This is a genomic window from Vreelandella arctica (assembly GCF_037070215.1).
Taxonomy (GTDB): Bacteria; Pseudomonadota; Gammaproteobacteria; order Pseudomonadales; family Halomonadaceae; genus Vreelandella; species Vreelandella arctica.
The window spans coordinates 64,136-79,853 of the sequence record NZ_JBANSN010000015.1; the positions used below are offsets into that span (position 1 = coordinate 64,136).

Annotated in this window: 13 protein-coding genes; 8 read left to right on the forward strand and 5 right to left on the reverse strand. The window is 55.6% G+C overall.

Annotation, left to right across the window (positions count from 1 at the left end; translation table 11 throughout):
• The first annotated feature begins 96 nt into the window (after window positions 1-96).
• Together V8L70_RS14300 and V8L70_RS14305 are read left to right on the forward strand one after the other, a co-directional pair.
• The gene (locus V8L70_RS14300) at window positions 97-900 is read left to right on the forward strand and encodes a M48 family metallopeptidase (RefSeq protein ID WP_336269837.1); all 804 of its coding nucleotides are present in this window, start codon (window positions 97-99) and stop codon (window positions 898-900) included.
• Between the two features lie 212 nt (window positions 901-1,112).
• Window positions 1,113-1,697: an exopolysaccharide biosynthesis protein gene (locus V8L70_RS14305; RefSeq protein ID WP_336269838.1), complete on the forward strand. Its 585-nt coding sequence runs from the start codon at window positions 1,113-1,115 to the stop codon at window positions 1,695-1,697.
• 58 nt (window positions 1,698-1,755) lie between these two features.
• Here V8L70_RS14305 and V8L70_RS14310 read toward each other — a convergent pair whose 3' ends face one another.
• A complete protein-coding gene (locus V8L70_RS14310) occupies window positions 1,756-2,952 on the reverse strand; it encodes a toxic anion resistance protein (RefSeq protein WP_336269840.1) in 1,197 nt (398 codons plus the stop codon).
• A 106-nt stretch (window positions 2,953-3,058) separates the two neighbouring features.
• Entirely contained in the window at window positions 3,059-4,000 is a 942-nt protein-coding gene (locus V8L70_RS14315) for a cobyrinic acid a,c-diamide synthase (protein WP_336269841.1), read from the reverse strand.
• 310 nt (window positions 4,001-4,310) lie between these two features.
• Here V8L70_RS14315 and V8L70_RS14320 point away from each other — a divergent pair, with 310 nt between their 5' ends.
• From V8L70_RS14320 to V8L70_RS14330, 3 genes are all read left to right on the forward strand, one after another.
• A complete protein-coding gene (locus V8L70_RS14320; RefSeq protein ID WP_336269842.1) occupies window positions 4,311-5,933 on the forward strand; it encodes a BCCT family transporter in 1,623 nt (540 codons plus the stop codon).
• Window positions 5,934-6,286: 353 nt separating this feature from the next.
• A complete protein-coding gene (locus V8L70_RS14325) occupies window positions 6,287-7,672 on the forward strand; it encodes an FAD-binding oxidoreductase (protein WP_336269843.1) in 1,386 nt (461 codons plus the stop codon).
• Window positions 7,673-8,857: 1,185 nt separating this feature from the next.
• The gene (locus V8L70_RS14330) at window positions 8,858-9,217 is read left to right on the forward strand and encodes a hypothetical protein (protein ID WP_336269844.1); all 360 of its coding nucleotides are present in this window, start codon (window positions 8,858-8,860) and stop codon (window positions 9,215-9,217) included.
• Between the two features lie 113 nt (window positions 9,218-9,330).
• Here V8L70_RS14330 and V8L70_RS14335 read toward each other — a convergent pair whose 3' ends face one another.
• Both V8L70_RS14335 and V8L70_RS14340 read right to left on the reverse strand, forming a co-directional pair.
• Window positions 9,331-10,242: an AraC family transcriptional regulator gene (locus V8L70_RS14335; protein WP_336269845.1), complete on the reverse strand. Its 912-nt coding sequence runs from the start codon at window positions 10,240-10,242 to the stop codon at window positions 9,331-9,333.
• 411 nt (window positions 10,243-10,653) lie between these two features.
• A complete protein-coding gene (locus V8L70_RS14340) occupies window positions 10,654-11,940 on the reverse strand; it encodes an MFS transporter (protein ID WP_336269846.1) in 1,287 nt (428 codons plus the stop codon).
• A 184-nt stretch (window positions 11,941-12,124) separates the two neighbouring features.
• On the opposite strand from V8L70_RS14340, the gene V8L70_RS14345 reads away from it, so the two are divergent.
• The 3 genes from V8L70_RS14345 to V8L70_RS14355 all read left to right on the forward strand — a co-directional run bounded on the left by V8L70_RS14345 (window position 12,125) and on the right by V8L70_RS14355 (window position 14,767).
• Window positions 12,125-12,979, forward strand: a complete 855-nt coding sequence (locus V8L70_RS14345) for a diguanylate cyclase domain-containing protein (RefSeq protein WP_336269847.1) — start codon at window positions 12,125-12,127, stop codon at window positions 12,977-12,979.
• A 265-nt stretch (window positions 12,980-13,244) separates the two neighbouring features.
• Window positions 13,245-13,616: a tripartite tricarboxylate transporter permease gene (locus V8L70_RS14350; protein WP_336269860.1), complete on the forward strand. Its 372-nt coding sequence runs from the start codon at window positions 13,245-13,247 to the stop codon at window positions 13,614-13,616.
• Between the two features lie 95 nt (window positions 13,617-13,711).
• The gene (locus V8L70_RS14355; protein WP_336269848.1) at window positions 13,712-14,767 is read left to right on the forward strand and encodes an AbrB family transcriptional regulator; all 1,056 of its coding nucleotides are present in this window, start codon (window positions 13,712-13,714) and stop codon (window positions 14,765-14,767) included.
• Between the two features lie 171 nt (window positions 14,768-14,938).
• Here the strand turns inward: V8L70_RS14355 and V8L70_RS14360 are convergent, their stop codons facing one another.
• Window positions 14,939-15,673, reverse strand: coding sequence for a Crp/Fnr family transcriptional regulator (locus V8L70_RS14360; RefSeq protein WP_336269849.1), 735 nt, complete (start codon window positions 15,671-15,673; stop codon window positions 14,939-14,941).
• Window positions 15,674-15,718: the final 45 nt, after the last annotated feature.

A 15,718-nucleotide genomic window follows, 5' to 3' on the forward strand; every position in this document is an offset into this window, starting at 1 on the left:
TTTTTTTACCCGCACTAGCTCTTTCAGTATTGAGGTTTGGTTCTCCCCTTGGCTAAGGCCGAGGTATACTCGCTTGATTTATTGATGAGAAATGCGATGCCTCCACGACTCCTGTTGCGCCTATTATTGCTGCTCCCCCTGGTACTGCTGACCGGCTGCGATGAAACGCCGACTGGGCGCTCCCAGCTGGCATTGGTTCCTGAACAATTAATGACACAGATGGGCGAGGATACCTTCGACCAGTTACGTCGTGACCAGCCGGTGTCACGTGACGCAGCCGCTAACCGCCAGGTGGAGTGCGTGGCTCAGGAGATAATAGCCGCCACCGAGGCCATCTATCCGGCTGACGAGCTACCGGCGGCCTGGGAAGTTGTCGTTTTTGAAGATGACTCTCCCAACGCTTTCGCCCTACCAGGCGGACGCATCGGCGTGCATACCGGCCTACTCCAAGTCGCCGAGACGCCTGACCAACTGGCGGCGGTGATCGGCCATGAAGTGGGTCATGTACTGGCTGACCATGGCAATGAACGCCTTACTCAGCAGCTTGGCATTAAGGCCGGGATGCTAGTAGTAGGATTGTTAGGCGAGGGAGACATGGGACAGCAGCAGTTAATGCAGGCATTGGGCCTCGGCGCCCAGCTCGGCATCACCCTGCCGTTCAGCCGCGCCCACGAGGAAGAAGCCGACCTGATGGGGCTGGCGATCATGGCGCAAGCAGGGTTCAACCCACAAGAAAGCGTGGCACTGTGGCGCAACATGGCGGCGGCTGGTGGCGGTCAGCCTCCTGAATTTCTCTCTACGCATCCCGCCCATGAGTCGCGCATTACGGCATTACAACAAGCAATGGAAGAAGCCGTGGCAAGCTATCGCACGGTCGCCCCGGCTGATTGTTCTGGGTAGGTAATTATCAGGCAAATAGGTGATGTCTGCGATGTGAGTAAGGATTACTAGCTGCTCTACGCAGAACCGCTTGTGGTCAATAATAACCCCACGTCACTCTCTTGGTAATTTGGATTCGCCCTGCCTACTCTTTGTCAGTGAACTCTCTCATGAGCGGCATATTCAAGCCCATGCCTAGTCCGCCCACAATTGATCTCTTATGGTAGCCATTGATGAACCAGCCGTTGCAAAACCTCGAACAACTCCTTGACCGAGTGGGCGAGTTGACACGCCACAACGATCGCGTCTCAATCGAGATGGTTGTTGAATCGATTGGCAGCCGTTCTTTTGGGCCGCTGTTGATGCTGATTGGCATCACGTTATTCTCGCCGCTCAGTGGCGTACCTGGCATGTCGTTCTTTATGGCGTTGTTCGTGTTGCTGGTAGCCGTACAGATGCTGATCGGTCGGAAAAAATTTTGGTTGCCCCATTTCATTCTCGACCGCTCAGTTGAGCATAACAAACTGCAGAAAGCGCTCGACTGGCTCAACAAGCCAGCGCGGGGCATAGACCGCGTTCTTAAACCACGATTAACGTTCCTAGTACATAGAGGGGGCAGCTATGGCATTGCCGTGCTGTGTGTCATCGTCGGCCTGTGTATGCCGATCATGGAACTGGTGCCCTTTTCTTCCTCGGCTGCCGGGCTGGCGTTGCTGGCGCTAGGGCTTTCACTGGTGGCCCACGACGGGTTACTCGCCCTATTGGCGTTTGTTATCTTCGGCGCCACATTCACGCTTATCGCTGTCAACCTACTGTGATTGATCCCGACAGCAGCACTATGAGATAACGCGACACAAGAGGCTCCTTAATGACGCATTAGCTGGGGGCTTGACCGTCCTGTGGTTGCGATTGGCTACCATCGCGGAGGCGCTCGATGGAGGCGTTTCCCTGCTTCGCCAAGGTCGCCAGGCGGTCGATTTGCTCATCCAGCCGCGGTAAGGCCTCCTGCCGATAGCTTGAGAGATCATCGATCGCGCCCATCACCTCGCTGAAAGCTTCCTCAAGCACTTGCATATCAAGCATCGCTGAGGAGGCGCGCTTTTGGATATCTACCCCTTGCTGACGCAGCGCCTTGGCGGTCCCGCCAATCATCTGCGACGTGGTAGTGTTAAGGGCTTCGATGCGGTCCAGCACCAGGCGTTGATTAGCCATCGCCATGGCAACGGTCACCGCCACGGTAAGGGCTGAAACAGTGACGTTAATGGCCCTGTCTACACCGCGCATCAATTCCCGGTTATTGCGGATGATGACCTCTAGCGCCAGCACGCCCTGCTGACTCACTGCCAGTTGCTGTTGGAGGTCGACAATACGCTGGCGCAGGGGAAAGAGCAGTTCCTCCTCAAGGAAGTGACGCCGCGGATCATCGGCATCGCGAGCGGCAATCTCGTCCTGCAGGCGGCTATCAATCAAACGGCCCAGCGCAATTTGCCGATTCAGCTCAGCAAGGATTTTATTTAAAGCCTGCTGGTCATCGCTCAGGGTAACGTTGTCACGATGTAGCATATCGCGACCGCCTTTTAACTCATCAATAATCGCGTCTAGCGCCTGCTGAGCATTTTCGAACTTCTGAAAGTAGCGCTGCAGGCGGCTGTCGACGCCGGGAATGAGCGCCATAATGCGATCCAGCGCGCTCGGCGCTAGGCGATGGCGAGCGGGATCAAGGCCCTCCATGCGCCCGCGAAGATCAACCAGCGCCTTGGCTACCGGCCCACCTTCATCGCCCTGATGAGCTAACTGACGAAGCGGTGTTTGCAACATGGCACTACGATGCGCGGCCTGCTGCTGCAACTCAAGCCCCATCTCGTCTACGGCCCGGCGCTGGCGAGCGATGGATTCCTCGTCATTCTCGGCGAGGATATCTTCGACAAAGCGGCCGGCCATCGCCTCAAGCTCAGGGTCAATGGCACGCTCATCGGGGTCGACCGATTCTTCCTGGTTAGCCCCCAGCTGACTGGCAATCTCGTCCACCGGCGGCAGGGAGAGGCGACGTTTGTCATCGGGTTGCTGAGCCATAAACATCTCCTGAGCTATTGAAAGAAGCCGTTGTGAAAACCGCATGACACCATTGGCACTGAACCATTAACACAGAACTTTCGGCACAGCAGCATCGTCCGCTGGATTAATCTTTGCGCGTATAACGATCCGCGCCTTCGACGAAGCGGCGTAAATCCTCCAGTGCCTTCTCGGTGGTAACCGAGGCCTGTGGGCGCGCTGTTTCGATGCGCGCCATGGAAACAGCGGTGTCGTCGAGCACGGTCAGGGCCGATTCGATACGGGCAGAAAGCTTATTCAACCGGTGCTCGGTTTCCACCAGCAGATCCAGGCGCCGCACCAGGGCAGCGCGCTCCTCCTCGCCCAACTGTTTGCCCTCTTGGGTCAGGCGACTACGCACGTAATTACCGTCTACGCTAACCACCCCTCGCGCCTGGGACGCCATAGATGTCAGCGTATCCACCGCGCCGAGACAAACCTGGGTGACCAGGCCACGCGAGCGCTCGAAAGCCAACTCGCCTGTGTGGAATCGGCCGCTCAGCACGTCCATCACATGCCGATAGCGGCTATAGAGGCGATCCGCCTGAATGGCGAGATCGGGGCGATGCACGTCGAGCAGGCTCTGCTTGGCCCGGCACATGGCGAGTACAAGATCATCGGCCCCCTCTGGCGGCCGACCAGGGTCGAGTACCGACACGCCAGCCTCATAGGCCTTGCGCTCCTCTTGGGCACGGCGCTTACGTACCGCGGCCACTCGTTGAGCTTCCTGGCGGCGCTCGCGGCGTCGGGCCAGCCAGCCGCGCAGTGTTCGCTCGACTGGCAGCGCCACAGGAATAGCGACAATACCCGCCAGCCAGCCAAAAAGGCTGGGGCTGAAACCGCCCCATAGAGAGGTCAGCCACATCAGCATGCTGATAAAAGGAACCAGCAAACAATAGCGGAAGATGACCTGCAGACGGCTGGGAGCCAGCACCGGAAGCGCCAGACCAGGGTTGAAAAGGCCGACCAATAGCCAGGGCAGGCAGGTCATAAACAGGCCATAGGAAAATCCCTGCAGGAATCCCAACATTGATACGGCTATCCTTCATTCATGAAACGCAAACACCAAGTGTAGAGTAACTGAGATGGCCCGCTCAGCACCAGTTGGGCACACGCTAGTGACTTTCTGAAGCCGGCCGATATCACTTCTCTTGAGTGCTTTGATCAGCGCGGATGAAGCATGCTGCCAAACACCTTCTATACCGAACAGCAGCCTATGGAGAAGAGGTACTCTACTTCGCCCAGCTTGGCGTAATCGACCGACAACTCCTACGTTGTTTTAAGGACGGTTGTAAAACCGGTTATAAAAACTGGCTGTAAAGACTCAGGGAGACGTAACGATGGATGCACTTGCGCGAAAGCTGGGCCTCAAGACGGATCCCACTATTTTTTTCACATCGGCTGGGATCATGATTCTTTTCCTTGTGGCGCTGTTGATTGCGCCAGGCCCTATAGGGGAAGCCTTCGGCGCGGGGCGGCAATGGATCGTTACTAACCTTGGCTGGTTTTTTATTTTCGGGGTCACAAGCTGGGTGGCGTTTTTGCTGTGGGTGGCGATCAGCCGTTTCGGGGCGATCCGCTTAGGTGGCAATGATGCGAAACCGGCGTATACCAACGCCTCCTGGTTTGCCATGCTGTTCGCTGGCGGTATCGGCACGGTGCTGATGTTCTGGGGCGTAGCCGAGCCGATATCTCACTTCGCAACGCCGCCACGGCCGGGTGTCGAGCCCTTCTCTGTGGCCGCCGCCGACGATGCCATGAGCTTTTCGATCTACCACTTGGGCCTGCATACCTGGGCCATTTTCGCCATGCCAGGGCTGGCGTTCGCGTACTTCATCTATCGTTACAACCTGCCGATGCGTTTCAGTTCGGTCTTCTTTCCACTGTTGGGCGAGCGCATTTACGGCCCTATCGGCAAAACCCTGGATATCTTTGCCGTGCTCGGCACGTTGTTTGGCGTGGCGGTGTCTGTCGGCCTGGGCACCCAGCAGATCAATGCGGGGCTAACGGAACTGTTTGGTGTTCCAGATGCGGTGCTGCCCAAGGTAGTGATCATCGCCGTCCTGACCACCGTCGCCGTGGGGTCGATTATCGCGGGTCTGGATTCAGGGGTGAAGCGGCTCTCTAATATCAATATCGGGATGGCCGTTGGCCTGCTGCTGTTTGTGCTGTTTACCGGCTCAACCGTTTTCCTGTTACGTGCCGTTGTCGAAACCTTTGGCCTCTATATAACGAATCTACTGCCCATGGCGTTTTGGAATGACACGCTGGCACGCTACTCCAGCGAAGGCGGCGCCTGGGGGTGGCAAGGCAGTTGGACGGTGTTCTACTGGGCCTGGACCGTCACTTGGTCGCCTTTCATCGGCATATTCGTAGCGCGGATTTCCCGCGGTCGGACTATCCGCGAGTTCGTGCTCGGCGTGCTGTTCGCCCCTTCCATCTTTACGCTGATCTGGTTTGCGATCTTCGGCTGGTCGGCAATGGAGATAGACGGAATTGGCCCCGAGGCAAGGGCAGCCCTGGGTGATCAAGCAGGTACTTTATCCGCCGCCGTGGCCGAAAGCATCCCACTCGCCATGTTCGCGTTTTTTGATAACTTCCCCGCCGCGACCTTAATTCAAGGCTTGGCGGTGGTGATCGTCGCCATCTTCTTCGCCACCTCATCAGACTCCGCTTCCCTGGTCGTCGATATGCTGTGTACCGGCAGCGCAGACCCCGGCCCATGGCATCAGCGAGTTTTCTGGGGCGTATCCGAGGGCATGCTGGCCGCTATGCTTATCGTGCTAGCAGGCGATGCCGGGCTGACCGCCCTGCAGGAGGTCATCACCGTGGTCGGCCTGCCGATGTTTATTCTGGTGTTTATCATGATGTTCGCACTGTACCGAGGCCTTTCCCATGAGGATCTCAGCGAAATTAAGGTAGGCACCCCGCCCAAGCAGGAGGAATTAAAGCCAGAAGATTAGTCGATATAAAATAGGGGCTGTGAGCCTAGCATTCGATGCTGCCTGCTGCCGTACCGCATGGGCCGGAGCAACGGCTAGAAGACCCCATTAAACTGCTCTCGATAATTCTTTTAATTCTTTACGACAATGAAGGGGAATGTCGCTTTGCTCATATATAAATGTCTGGATAAACATGACCAAATAAATAAACAGCCTTATTGACAGACGTGACTATACTGTGATCTGAGACTGGAGAAATATCCTAATGCAGCCACTGCGAGGCATGCGGCTAATCCCCAGCCACATTGTCTTCCTCACTACCCCGTTCGGCGGTGTCTTCTGCGCACCGCAGAGCCCACTTAACGGTGGTCGTCATGAGCCAGCTTACGTCAACCGCAATCAAGGAGTTCAAGACTGGTTTCGCAGGAAGTGTCCTCCTTCCTGATAACCCCCAATACGACGAAGTGCGCCAGATATGGAATGCCATGATTGATCGCAGGCCTTCCATGGTGGCTCGCTGCACGTCACCTGCCGATGTAGTCCACGCCCTGAACTTCGTACACCAACACAACGCGCCTTTCTCCATTCGTGGTGGTGGGCACAACATTGCTGGCAATGCGGTCTGCGATGAAGGCGTGATGATCGACCTCTCACCGATGAAGAAAGTAGATATCGATCAACAATATCAACAAGGCCATGTTGAGCCTGGGTGTACCCTCGCTGAATTCGACACCGCTGCCCAAGCATACGGGCTCGCCACACCGCTGGGCATCAACTCCACCACCGGGGTTGCCGGCCTGACCCTTGGGGGCGGCTTCGGTTGGCTCAGCCGAAAATACGGCCTAACCGTCGACAACCTACTCGGCGTGGACATCGTCACGGCAGACGGCCAACAGCTGCACGCCAGCGAATCGGAAAATGCCGACCTTTTCTGGGGGCTGCGTGGCGGGGGCGGGAACTTTGGTATCGTGACCCGCTTCACGTTTCAGCTGCATCCCGTAGGCCCGAACGTGCTGTGCGGTCTTATCGTCTTCCCCTTTGAACAGGCGAAATCAGTCATCACCCAGTTCGCCCGCTTTACCGAAACCATGCCCGACGAACTCAACGTGTGGATGGTCACTCGCAAGGCACCTCCCTTGCCCTTCCTGCCCGAGGAAGTGCATGGCAAAGAGATCGTGGCATTCGCCCTGTGCTACGCAGGCGACCCCGTTGAAGGCGAGAAACTTATCGAGCCGCTGAGAGGGTTCGGCACCGCCTACGGCGAGCATATCGGTGTGCAACCGTACACAGACTGGCAGCAGGCTTTTGATCCCCTGTTGACGCCAGGCGCCCGGAACTATTGGAAATCCCATAACTTCTTGACGCTTGATGAAGGGGTGATCGATACCATCATCGACTATGCCAGCGCACTACCCTCTTCGCAGTGCGAGATATTCATCGCCACGCTAGGCGGTCAGGCGAGCCGTATAGCCCCGGAAGCAATGGCCTATTCGAGCCGGGATGCCCAGTACGTACTGAACGTACATGCGCGCTGGGAGACCGCGGCGGATGACGCCCGTTGCATTACCTGGGCGCGGGACTTCTTTGCTCGCTCACAGCCCTTTGCCAGTGGCGGCGCCTACGTCAACTTCCTGACCGAGGACGAGACCGACCGCATTGCCTTCGCCTATGGCGCAAGCTATGAGCGACTGGTGGCAATTAAGGAGCAGTACGACCCGGAAAACCTCTTCCGTATCAACCAGAACATCAGACCCGCCTGAGCGCTGCTTCCCGAACAAGGCCCTGAGCGGGATCTAACGACCCGCTCTGAGGAACACCGCCGTGCTCACCACGATTGCCGTCATTCAAAAACCGCCGTTGCTGCTCCAACGAGACACGCGACCATAGTAAAGATGGTCGAATTTATCGACTAGGCGGGAGCCACCTTGCTGTTTTTTTTCAGGGGTTTACATTCCCGTCTACCCGGTCTGAATCTGTCGACTCAAACGGGGCGGTGACATGGCCTTTTCCATCAAACTCCGAGCGTGAGAGAACGATCGCTGCGTTGAGATGTGTCCTGCCAAAAAGCGCCATACGTCTCCTAGTAATGGTCTATATAGGACTAAGGACAGCCCTGCATAGGGAGCTCATTTTATTGAGCGATCAGGAAGAATCGTGCCGCCTAACGTTATTTCCCGAAGGAGGCCGATTATTATAGAGCTGAGTACACACAGATTTTTCGTTGATGCCCACCTAATTTATAGATATATCATGAGCAACAACTTTGCTTTCGGTGGCGTCAGCACCTCCCCTATCTTCCGTTGCTGGTTTTAATAGCTCACCTCGACCTCCTAGATGCTTAAGCGAGCGCTGCAAAAGACCGAGCCGCCTTCTCAAAGCAAGGCAGGCAACTGCTGAGCTCACTTGCTGTGCGACAAGGTATTGACTGAGATATTCCAGGAGTAAGACGCACTATTCTAAAAGCGAAAGGCATACATAGACCTGACAGTCACAGAGCTGAGCCATTAGCGTTGGCAGCCATGCTGATGAGTTAGTTCTTAATTGCTGGCCAGGATTGTGTTTAAAAAGTTTAGGAAGCTTTAAACAGAGCTAATTATTGAACAGAACTTTAAAAAGTACTTAACGGTGAGAAGCAGCAGCTCTACTCTTATAAAGCTTTACTATCACAATCATCTGTATAGACTATTAAAAGTAGAGTTATCTCTCGAAAAAACGCTCGGAAACATAAAATTAGCAGGATTAGGCAATCTTCAGCGAGGAATACGCCTACTGCTCCTGGCCATCCCTCTCTATCATTTCTCTCACGGTCGTAACGGCCAAAACATGCCGCCACCTGGCGCCCACCGCGATATATACCAGCCATATACTGGCTCTAAGCGGACGGGCATAAAGACTTCATTTTCCAGGTTATGCGGATATGTCATTCAATGAGAGGAATCAATTCCATGAAATACGCCACTATTATTATGCAGACAATTACCGCTAGCGCTTTAATTTTGGGTATGGCAGCTCAGGCCACCGCCGCAGAGCCAACCCAAGCAGGCTTCGACACTAGCGCCCCTACTCATGGCGGCACGCGTGAAGGCAGCCCTCAGTACCGTGTTGAAGCAGAAGATGGTCAAGCCATTGAGTACCAAGAAAACCAGTCTTACCGCACTACGCTCGAGGCTGGCAGCCCTGCACTGGGCGGCACACGTGAAAGAATGCATCGTGACCTTGTTGAGATCGAGAACAATCAGACCATGCCCCAACAGATTGCTCATTCCGATCATGCTGACAACCTGGTACGCGGCACACGTGGCTAAACCCAGCGTCAACATATCGCGCCAATATAGTCACTAAAGCGGCGAAGACAACACGGGCCACCCAATTGGGTGGCCCGTTCTTGTATATAAGCAACTATAGATAAAAATGCAGCCTAAGCGGGTATGCTTATACGTGTTTCACCCCGCAACTTGATCATATCGGTCCGTGGCGGTGCGCCAAACATGCGGCTGTATTCGCGGCTGAATTGCGACGGGCTTTCGTAACCAACTCGATAACTGGCCGTAGAGGCCTCAAGACCCTCTTTGAGCATCAACAAGCGTGCTTCGTGCAGCCTCAGCTTCTTCTGGAATTGCAATGGCGACATGCAGGTGACCTGCTTGAAGCTGTGGTACAGCGCAGATTCACTCATATTCACATCTTCGGCCAATTGCCTCACCCGCAGTGGCTCGGCGAAGCGATCCCTGAGTACTGAAATCACCTGGAAAATACGGTTTGACTGGCTGTCGGTGGAAGCGAACTCACGCATGCGTGGGCCCATCTCGCCAACCAATGCTCGGTAAACGATCTCGCGCTGAATCAGCGGCGCAAGTACACGGGCGTCAGTGGGGGTGTCAAGCAATCGAACTAGCCGGGTCATTGCATCCAGAATCCCTAGGTCGACCGGAGCAACACTCATGCCACAGGCTGAATAAGGGGAGTCACTGGATTCGCCGACGTGAGTGGTATCGCCCAACTGCAGCACCAGTTCGGCAACTTCGGCAGGATCGATATTGACCTTTACAGCTAGAAAGGGGTTCTCCGGCGAAGCATCTATCACCAACTTGTTCACCGGAAGATCGACGCTGGAAACCATATAGCTGAGAGCGCCGTAGACTATCTCCCGATCCCCCAGCTGTACAGTCTCGCGTCCCTGGGCAATGACACAGAGCGACGGCTCGTATACTGATGACATACAACTGGTAGGCGCATCCGCTCGAAACAGGTTTAAGCCGGGAATATCTGTTTCATGCAGGCCTTCTTCACTCACTCTGGATAAGACGAGATCGGCAAGTTGCCTGCACATGGGAGCAGCAGTTAACTGCGCAGGGACTGACAAATAATTAGGATAGGCAATATTACTCATGACTGACCTCTCAATACGTGGAGGCAGTATACAGGATTAGGTAAATCATAGCCCGCTAACGAAAATGTCAAAAAGCAGATAATGCCGCTGGCAAAATCACTCAAACCTATGTCTTGCAGGCCTATGCTGGCGCCACTGGTTAATTTTAAGCATTCATATTTGATATTGATTGGTTGCCGTTTATTTTAATAAAAAGAGGATTAGGCAATTATTTCGTAGTAATGTGCAAATCGTTGTTGCCCCACCAATCGAGCCGACACCCAACGACCTCGCTGGACGCTAAATTCATATCGGACACGCTATCGGTGTTATAACTCGCTACGCCTTGCCATACGGCCCTCAACGCAACGATTAGGCCGTATCGGTTGCTTCTGTGCCAGGCTCAACGGGCTCGCCATCTTCGTCCAGCAATTGGTGGTCATAGGCGGCCTGAAGGCCGGTATCTTCTACCGGTAGCGACTGCGGCTCTTCCTCCTCGGCCCAGTAGTCAATGTGGCCTGGATAGAGTGGCGATAAAAACGCCACCAGGATGCCGATCACGGCGAAGATCGCAAAGGCGTCCGCATAGCCCAACCCATCGACCAGCACACCGACCACCGGAGAACCCACTGCCTGCCCAAGCGCACAGGCCATAAAGGGCAGCACCGGCCCCATCGACAGCCGCCCTGGCAGTAACCGGATGCCTGTCATCAAGTACAGTCCCGTTAAGCTCATGTAGGCAAGCCCGAAGACCATCGCGGAAAACATCGTCAGCGCTAGCTGGCTTGGGCTAGCGGCCAGTAACACTAGGCTTGAAGAGAGCATCATCAACATCAATGCCTGAGTGATGGGTGGGTTATTGCGGTCGGCGAGATCACTCACTACGGCACCACCGAGCCCGGCGATACCGACCGCAAACCATAGCCAGCCGGTGTGGCCAGGAGGCAGCGCGCCAAGGGTAACCACCAGGTCAGGCGCAAAAAGCCAGTAAGGAGAAGAAACAAACCCCATGGCGAAGGCGAACAATGAGAGCCGGGTGAGCCGCGACCACTGCAACCGGGTGATTGGCGGCGGCGGTGCCGCGTTGGCTGGCGTTACTCTTGATACCGACGGGATAAAGTACCATGCGGCTACCACTCCCATGCCGGTCAGAACGGCAAAGAGTGCATAAGTCAGGCGCCATGCATCAGACAAGAACACGACCGTCGGTACCGCCACGATAATCCCGACGCTGGTACCTGCGTTCATGATCGAGCTGACTCGCCCGTGCATCGTCCGGCTCACCAGTGCCTGCATAGCGGCGGTCAGCGCGGGCATCATCAAACCGGTGCAGATCCCGCAGATAAACACCCCCACCCCGAGCGAGAGTGCGTCTGAGGCCTGACTGATCAGCCCCAGGCCAGCAACCCCGAAACCACCCGAGAGCACTGCCAGGTTACGCGCCCCTAGACGATGCGCGGCAAGCGGCGCGACCAGTGTAGCGAGCACGAAACTGATAAACGGCAGCGCCCCGATGACCCCGATAAGGTAGGGTGTGAGCGCCAGCTCGGCGCTGATGGAAGGCACAAACAGGCCAAATGCAAAGCGCGCCAGCCCATAACTAATGGCGACCAAGGCGGCACCGAAGATGGCAAATCCCATGTTCGACAAGGTTTTCATACTGATACCTCCACGGCCGCGCGCTGCATGAATAGAAGTCCGCCTAGCTCATTGTCATAGCAACCGCCGTGATGAGCAATGCGGATGGGCGGTCATTTACTGAAGTCGTTTTCGAGATAATGGCTATCGCTCCCCTTCACCATTGCTCTATAGTCGAGGAACGCTAACCGGATTACCCCAGTCTATGGCCGTTGACCTGCAAGCGCTTTGCCCCAAATTGATTCACTTGATGCTGGACACTGTCTTCGTGGTGGATAAAGACAACCAGATCATCTTTGTGAGTGATGCCTGTGAGTCACTGCTCGGATACCTTCCGCACGAGTTGATCGGCACCCTGATCACCCACTACATGCACCCCGACGATTTAGCGGCCACGCGGGACTCCATTGTGCGAGTGATGGACGGCAAGCCCCACGTCGATTTCCGCAACCGCTATGTCCGTAAAGATAGCGCTATCGTCCACATCCTGTGGTCTGCCCGCTGGTACGAGGAAGAAGGTGTGCGAGTCGGTGTCGCGCGAAACGTCACGGCGCTTATGCAGGCCGAAGAGGAGTTGCGTTACCTCGCCCATCATGACCCGCTGACTAAACTAACCAACCGAGCGCTCTTCTATGACCGCCTTGCCTTGGGCCTGAGTACGGCCCACCGCTACCAGAGCAACCTGGCATTGCTGTTTCTGGATATTAATGACTTCAAAGTCATCAATGATGTTTATGGACATGCGGTAGGTGACCGTGTGCTCTGCACAGTTGCCAGACGGTTGGAAGGCTGTGTGCGCGAGACGGATACCGTGGCCCGCATGGGCGGTGATGAGTTCACGGTGCTGTTAACGGACATCAAGTCGCCGCACGCTGTCACAGAAAAGGTCGAGCAGATCCTCACCGTTATGAACGCGCCGCTAGGCGCTGAATTCGGCGACGTCAGAATGCCATCCTGCAGCATCGGCGTAGCCTGTTATCCTGCCGACGGCGAAGACGCCGACACCCTGCTGAGCCATGCAGATAGCCATATGTATCAGGTGAAAAGGCGCGGGCGCTAATGGGCGAGGAGCGGGTGGAGTTCTTGCATAACTGACTTTCACCCAGCCTCGTCCCAGAGCGGGCACCCGCAGAAATCATAGGCTTTACGGGTTCTTTTAGCGCGTTGGGGGATTGATTCATCCTACTCGCCGCAATGCCTAATTATCATTAACCACCGTATGGCAATTAAATTCACGCTGCCAACGAGTAATAAAAGCATCGCGGCGCTGAGGGTCGACGAAGGCAAGCACCGACGCGTTAAGCGCGGTAGGTTCTTTTGTGCCCATGCTAACCTTAGGCATTCCCGGTTCCGGTACGACAGCGGTACTGGTGCCCGCTATTGCTATCCTGGCATTCGTCGGCGTTTATCAGTTGCACTCTGATCTATTTGCTATTTACTTGATGCTGGTCATCGGCGTGTTTGGGTATTTACTGCGTAAGCTGGGCTTCTCTCTGGCGCCAGTGATTCTCGGCTACGTACTGGGTGGGTTGATGGAGCAGAACCTTCGTCGAGCACTCTCTATCAGCGGCGGCGACGTCGGGATCCTATGGCAATCGGGTATCTCACTTGGGCTGTGGGTTGCGGCGGTATTACTATTGGTGCTTCCCTGGTTGGTACCGAAGCTATTGGCTGCCCGCAAGCTAAGCGCTGGTTAACGGCGCTTCTTGTCCAACAATGAATAAATAGCTAGCCCTGGCCCGTGATAACGATCGCCAGGGCTTTTATTTGCCAACCTGTGATGTTGAAAACGATGCGAGCAATACACTTGGCCCCCTTAGGCCGTTTCTTACCAACATTGGCACTCGGGCTTATCGGGGGCGGGTTGGCTTATTGGCTACAATTGCCGCTTCCCTGGCTATTAGGGGCTATGATCGCGACTACAGCGGCCTCCCTGGCAGGCGTACCGATGAGGTCGCCGGGCAAGGGCCGCCAGGGCGTGCTGGTCGTCATTGGGGTCATGCTCGGTTCAGCGTTCACCGCCGACATGACTGGAGATGCAACACGGTGGGGGATCAGCTTGGCGATTATGCTGATCGCCACGGCGGTGATGATGACTTTCTCGGTGTGGTTTTCCCGCCGCGTGGCGGGGCACTCCTGGGAAACTGCGCTTTACGCCGGCGTGCCTGGCGGGGTTTCCACCGTCACCGGGATGGCGCTCTCTTCAGGGGCTGATTTGCGGATCATTGGCATTACCCACGCTGTGCGTATATTGGTTCTGCTGGTGGCTATCCCGCCTGTTTTGCAGTTTATCGGCCATGTTGACATTAGCAGCACGACGCCAGCCTTATCGCAGTGGCTATGGATGCCCTCCTCCACTGATATCGCGTGGCTGCTGGCGGCTGGCATTGTCGGCATGTGGCTGGGTAAGCGCCTTCGCCTACCTAGCCCGCTGCTATTTGGCCCGGCCCTTGTCTCAGCGGCGCTGCACTTCTCGGGCCTCACGCATGCTGCCGTACCGCCTGTGATTATTGCGCTCGCACAGGTGGTCATCGGTATTTCCGTTGGCGTGCGCTTTGCGGGCGCCCCGATTGCCGAGGTGGGGATGGCCATGCTGATGGCGGTCATTCAGGCGCTAGTACTGTTGCTGCTGGCAATTTTCGCCGCCTGGGTGGGGCATTTACTCACCGGTTACTCTGCCGCGGCGGCGCTGCTTGCCTACATGCCAGGCGGAGCCCCAGAGCTAAGCCTGGTAGCGCTAAGTTTGGGCATCGACCCCGCCTTCGTTACCACTCACCACTTACTACGCATCACGCTGCTGGTGTTGCTGCTGCCTTTATTGCTACGGCGAATGGTTTCAAACGCTTAGCTATCATTTTGTGATTTAGTGAATCAAGACACAGAGCCTAAATAGTCTGAGAAAAAACTGGCAAGGTTAAGTGCTATTCCATGACTCCAGCGAAGGTATGCCTCCTCATACCTTCGCCAAATAACTAGCGGTAAAGCCCGAACAGTGACCCTTGGACGCTGAATCGGACTGCTACTGACTGCTACTAAGAAGAGACTGAGGTCGGTTGAGCAAGCGGTCGTATTCTTCCTTGCCCACCGCATAGCACTCGCAGACTCGTTCCTCTAACTCCTGACGATCAAGAATCTTGATATGGCCACGGTGGTAGGAAATCAGCCCAGCTCTCTGGAGCTTACTCGCCGACCCGGTGACTCCCTCGCGACGCACCCCCAGCATATTGGCCATTAACTCTTGGGTCATGATCAATTCGTTGTTCGGCAGACGGTCAACGCTAAGCAGTAGCAAGCGACATAGCTGCTGATCGAGGTTGTGATGGCGGTTGCATACCGCTGTTTGCGCCATCTGTGTCAATAAGGCTTGGGTATAACGCAGGAGCAGTCGCTGCATCGCGCCAGCGCGGAAGAATTCCTTTTTGAGCAGATGGCCCTTGAGACGTAATGCCTGCCCGCCACTCTGCACAATCGCTCGGTTGGTTGTGCTCTCACCGCCCATGAACAGCGAGACGCCCAACACCCCTTCATAGCCCACCACGGCAATTTCTGTCGAGGAGCCATCCTCAATCACACCGAGCAGCGAGACGATGGAGTCTAACGGAAAGTAGGCATAGTCCATTTGCTGTCCGGATTCACACAGCGATTGCCCCAGTGACAATGTCACCTCCTCTAAATGAGGCAACAGTTGATTCAGTTCTTCTTCCGGCAATAAGCCAAGCAAAGCATTTTGCTGGCCATCACAAAGTACTGGCATTGATATCTCCCTATAATGTCAGTAGCGCAGTTTGATCATCATCGC

Coding starts and splice junctions, on each gene's coding strand:
- V8L70_RS14310 (WP_336269840.1), bottom strand. CDS start 2,952: ATGGCTCAGCAACCCGATGACAAACGTCGCCTCTCCCTGCCGCCGGTG.
- V8L70_RS14305 (WP_336269838.1), top strand. CDS start 1,113: ATGAACCAGCCGTTGCAAAACCTCGAACAACTCCTTGACCGAGTGGGC.
- V8L70_RS14325 (WP_336269843.1), top strand. CDS start 6,287: ATGAGCCAGCTTACGTCAACCGCAATCAAGGAGTTCAAGACTGGTTTC.
- V8L70_RS14350 (WP_336269860.1), top strand. CDS start 13,245: ATGCTAACCTTAGGCATTCCCGGTTCCGGTACGACAGCGGTACTGGTG.
- V8L70_RS14330 (WP_336269844.1), top strand. CDS start 8,858: ATGAAATACGCCACTATTATTATGCAGACAATTACCGCTAGCGCTTTA.
- V8L70_RS14340 (WP_336269846.1), bottom strand. CDS start 11,940: ATGAAAACCTTGTCGAACATGGGATTTGCCATCTTCGGTGCCGCCTTG.
- V8L70_RS14315 (WP_336269841.1), bottom strand. CDS start 4,000: ATGTTGGGATTCCTGCAGGGATTTTCCTATGGCCTGTTTATGACCTGC.
- V8L70_RS14320 (WP_336269842.1), top strand. CDS start 4,311: ATGGATGCACTTGCGCGAAAGCTGGGCCTCAAGACGGATCCCACTATT.
- V8L70_RS14355 (WP_336269848.1), top strand. CDS start 13,712: ATGCGAGCAATACACTTGGCCCCCTTAGGCCGTTTCTTACCAACATTG.
- V8L70_RS14335 (WP_336269845.1), bottom strand. CDS start 10,242: ATGTGCAGGCAACTTGCCGATCTCGTCTTATCCAGAGTGAGTGAAGAA.
- V8L70_RS14345 (WP_336269847.1), top strand. CDS start 12,125: ATGGCCGTTGACCTGCAAGCGCTTTGCCCCAAATTGATTCACTTGATG.
- V8L70_RS14360 (WP_336269849.1), bottom strand. CDS start 15,673: ATGCCAGTACTTTGTGATGGCCAGCAAAATGCTTTGCTTGGCTTATTG.
- V8L70_RS14300 (WP_336269837.1), top strand. CDS start 97: ATGCCTCCACGACTCCTGTTGCGCCTATTATTGCTGCTCCCCCTGGTA.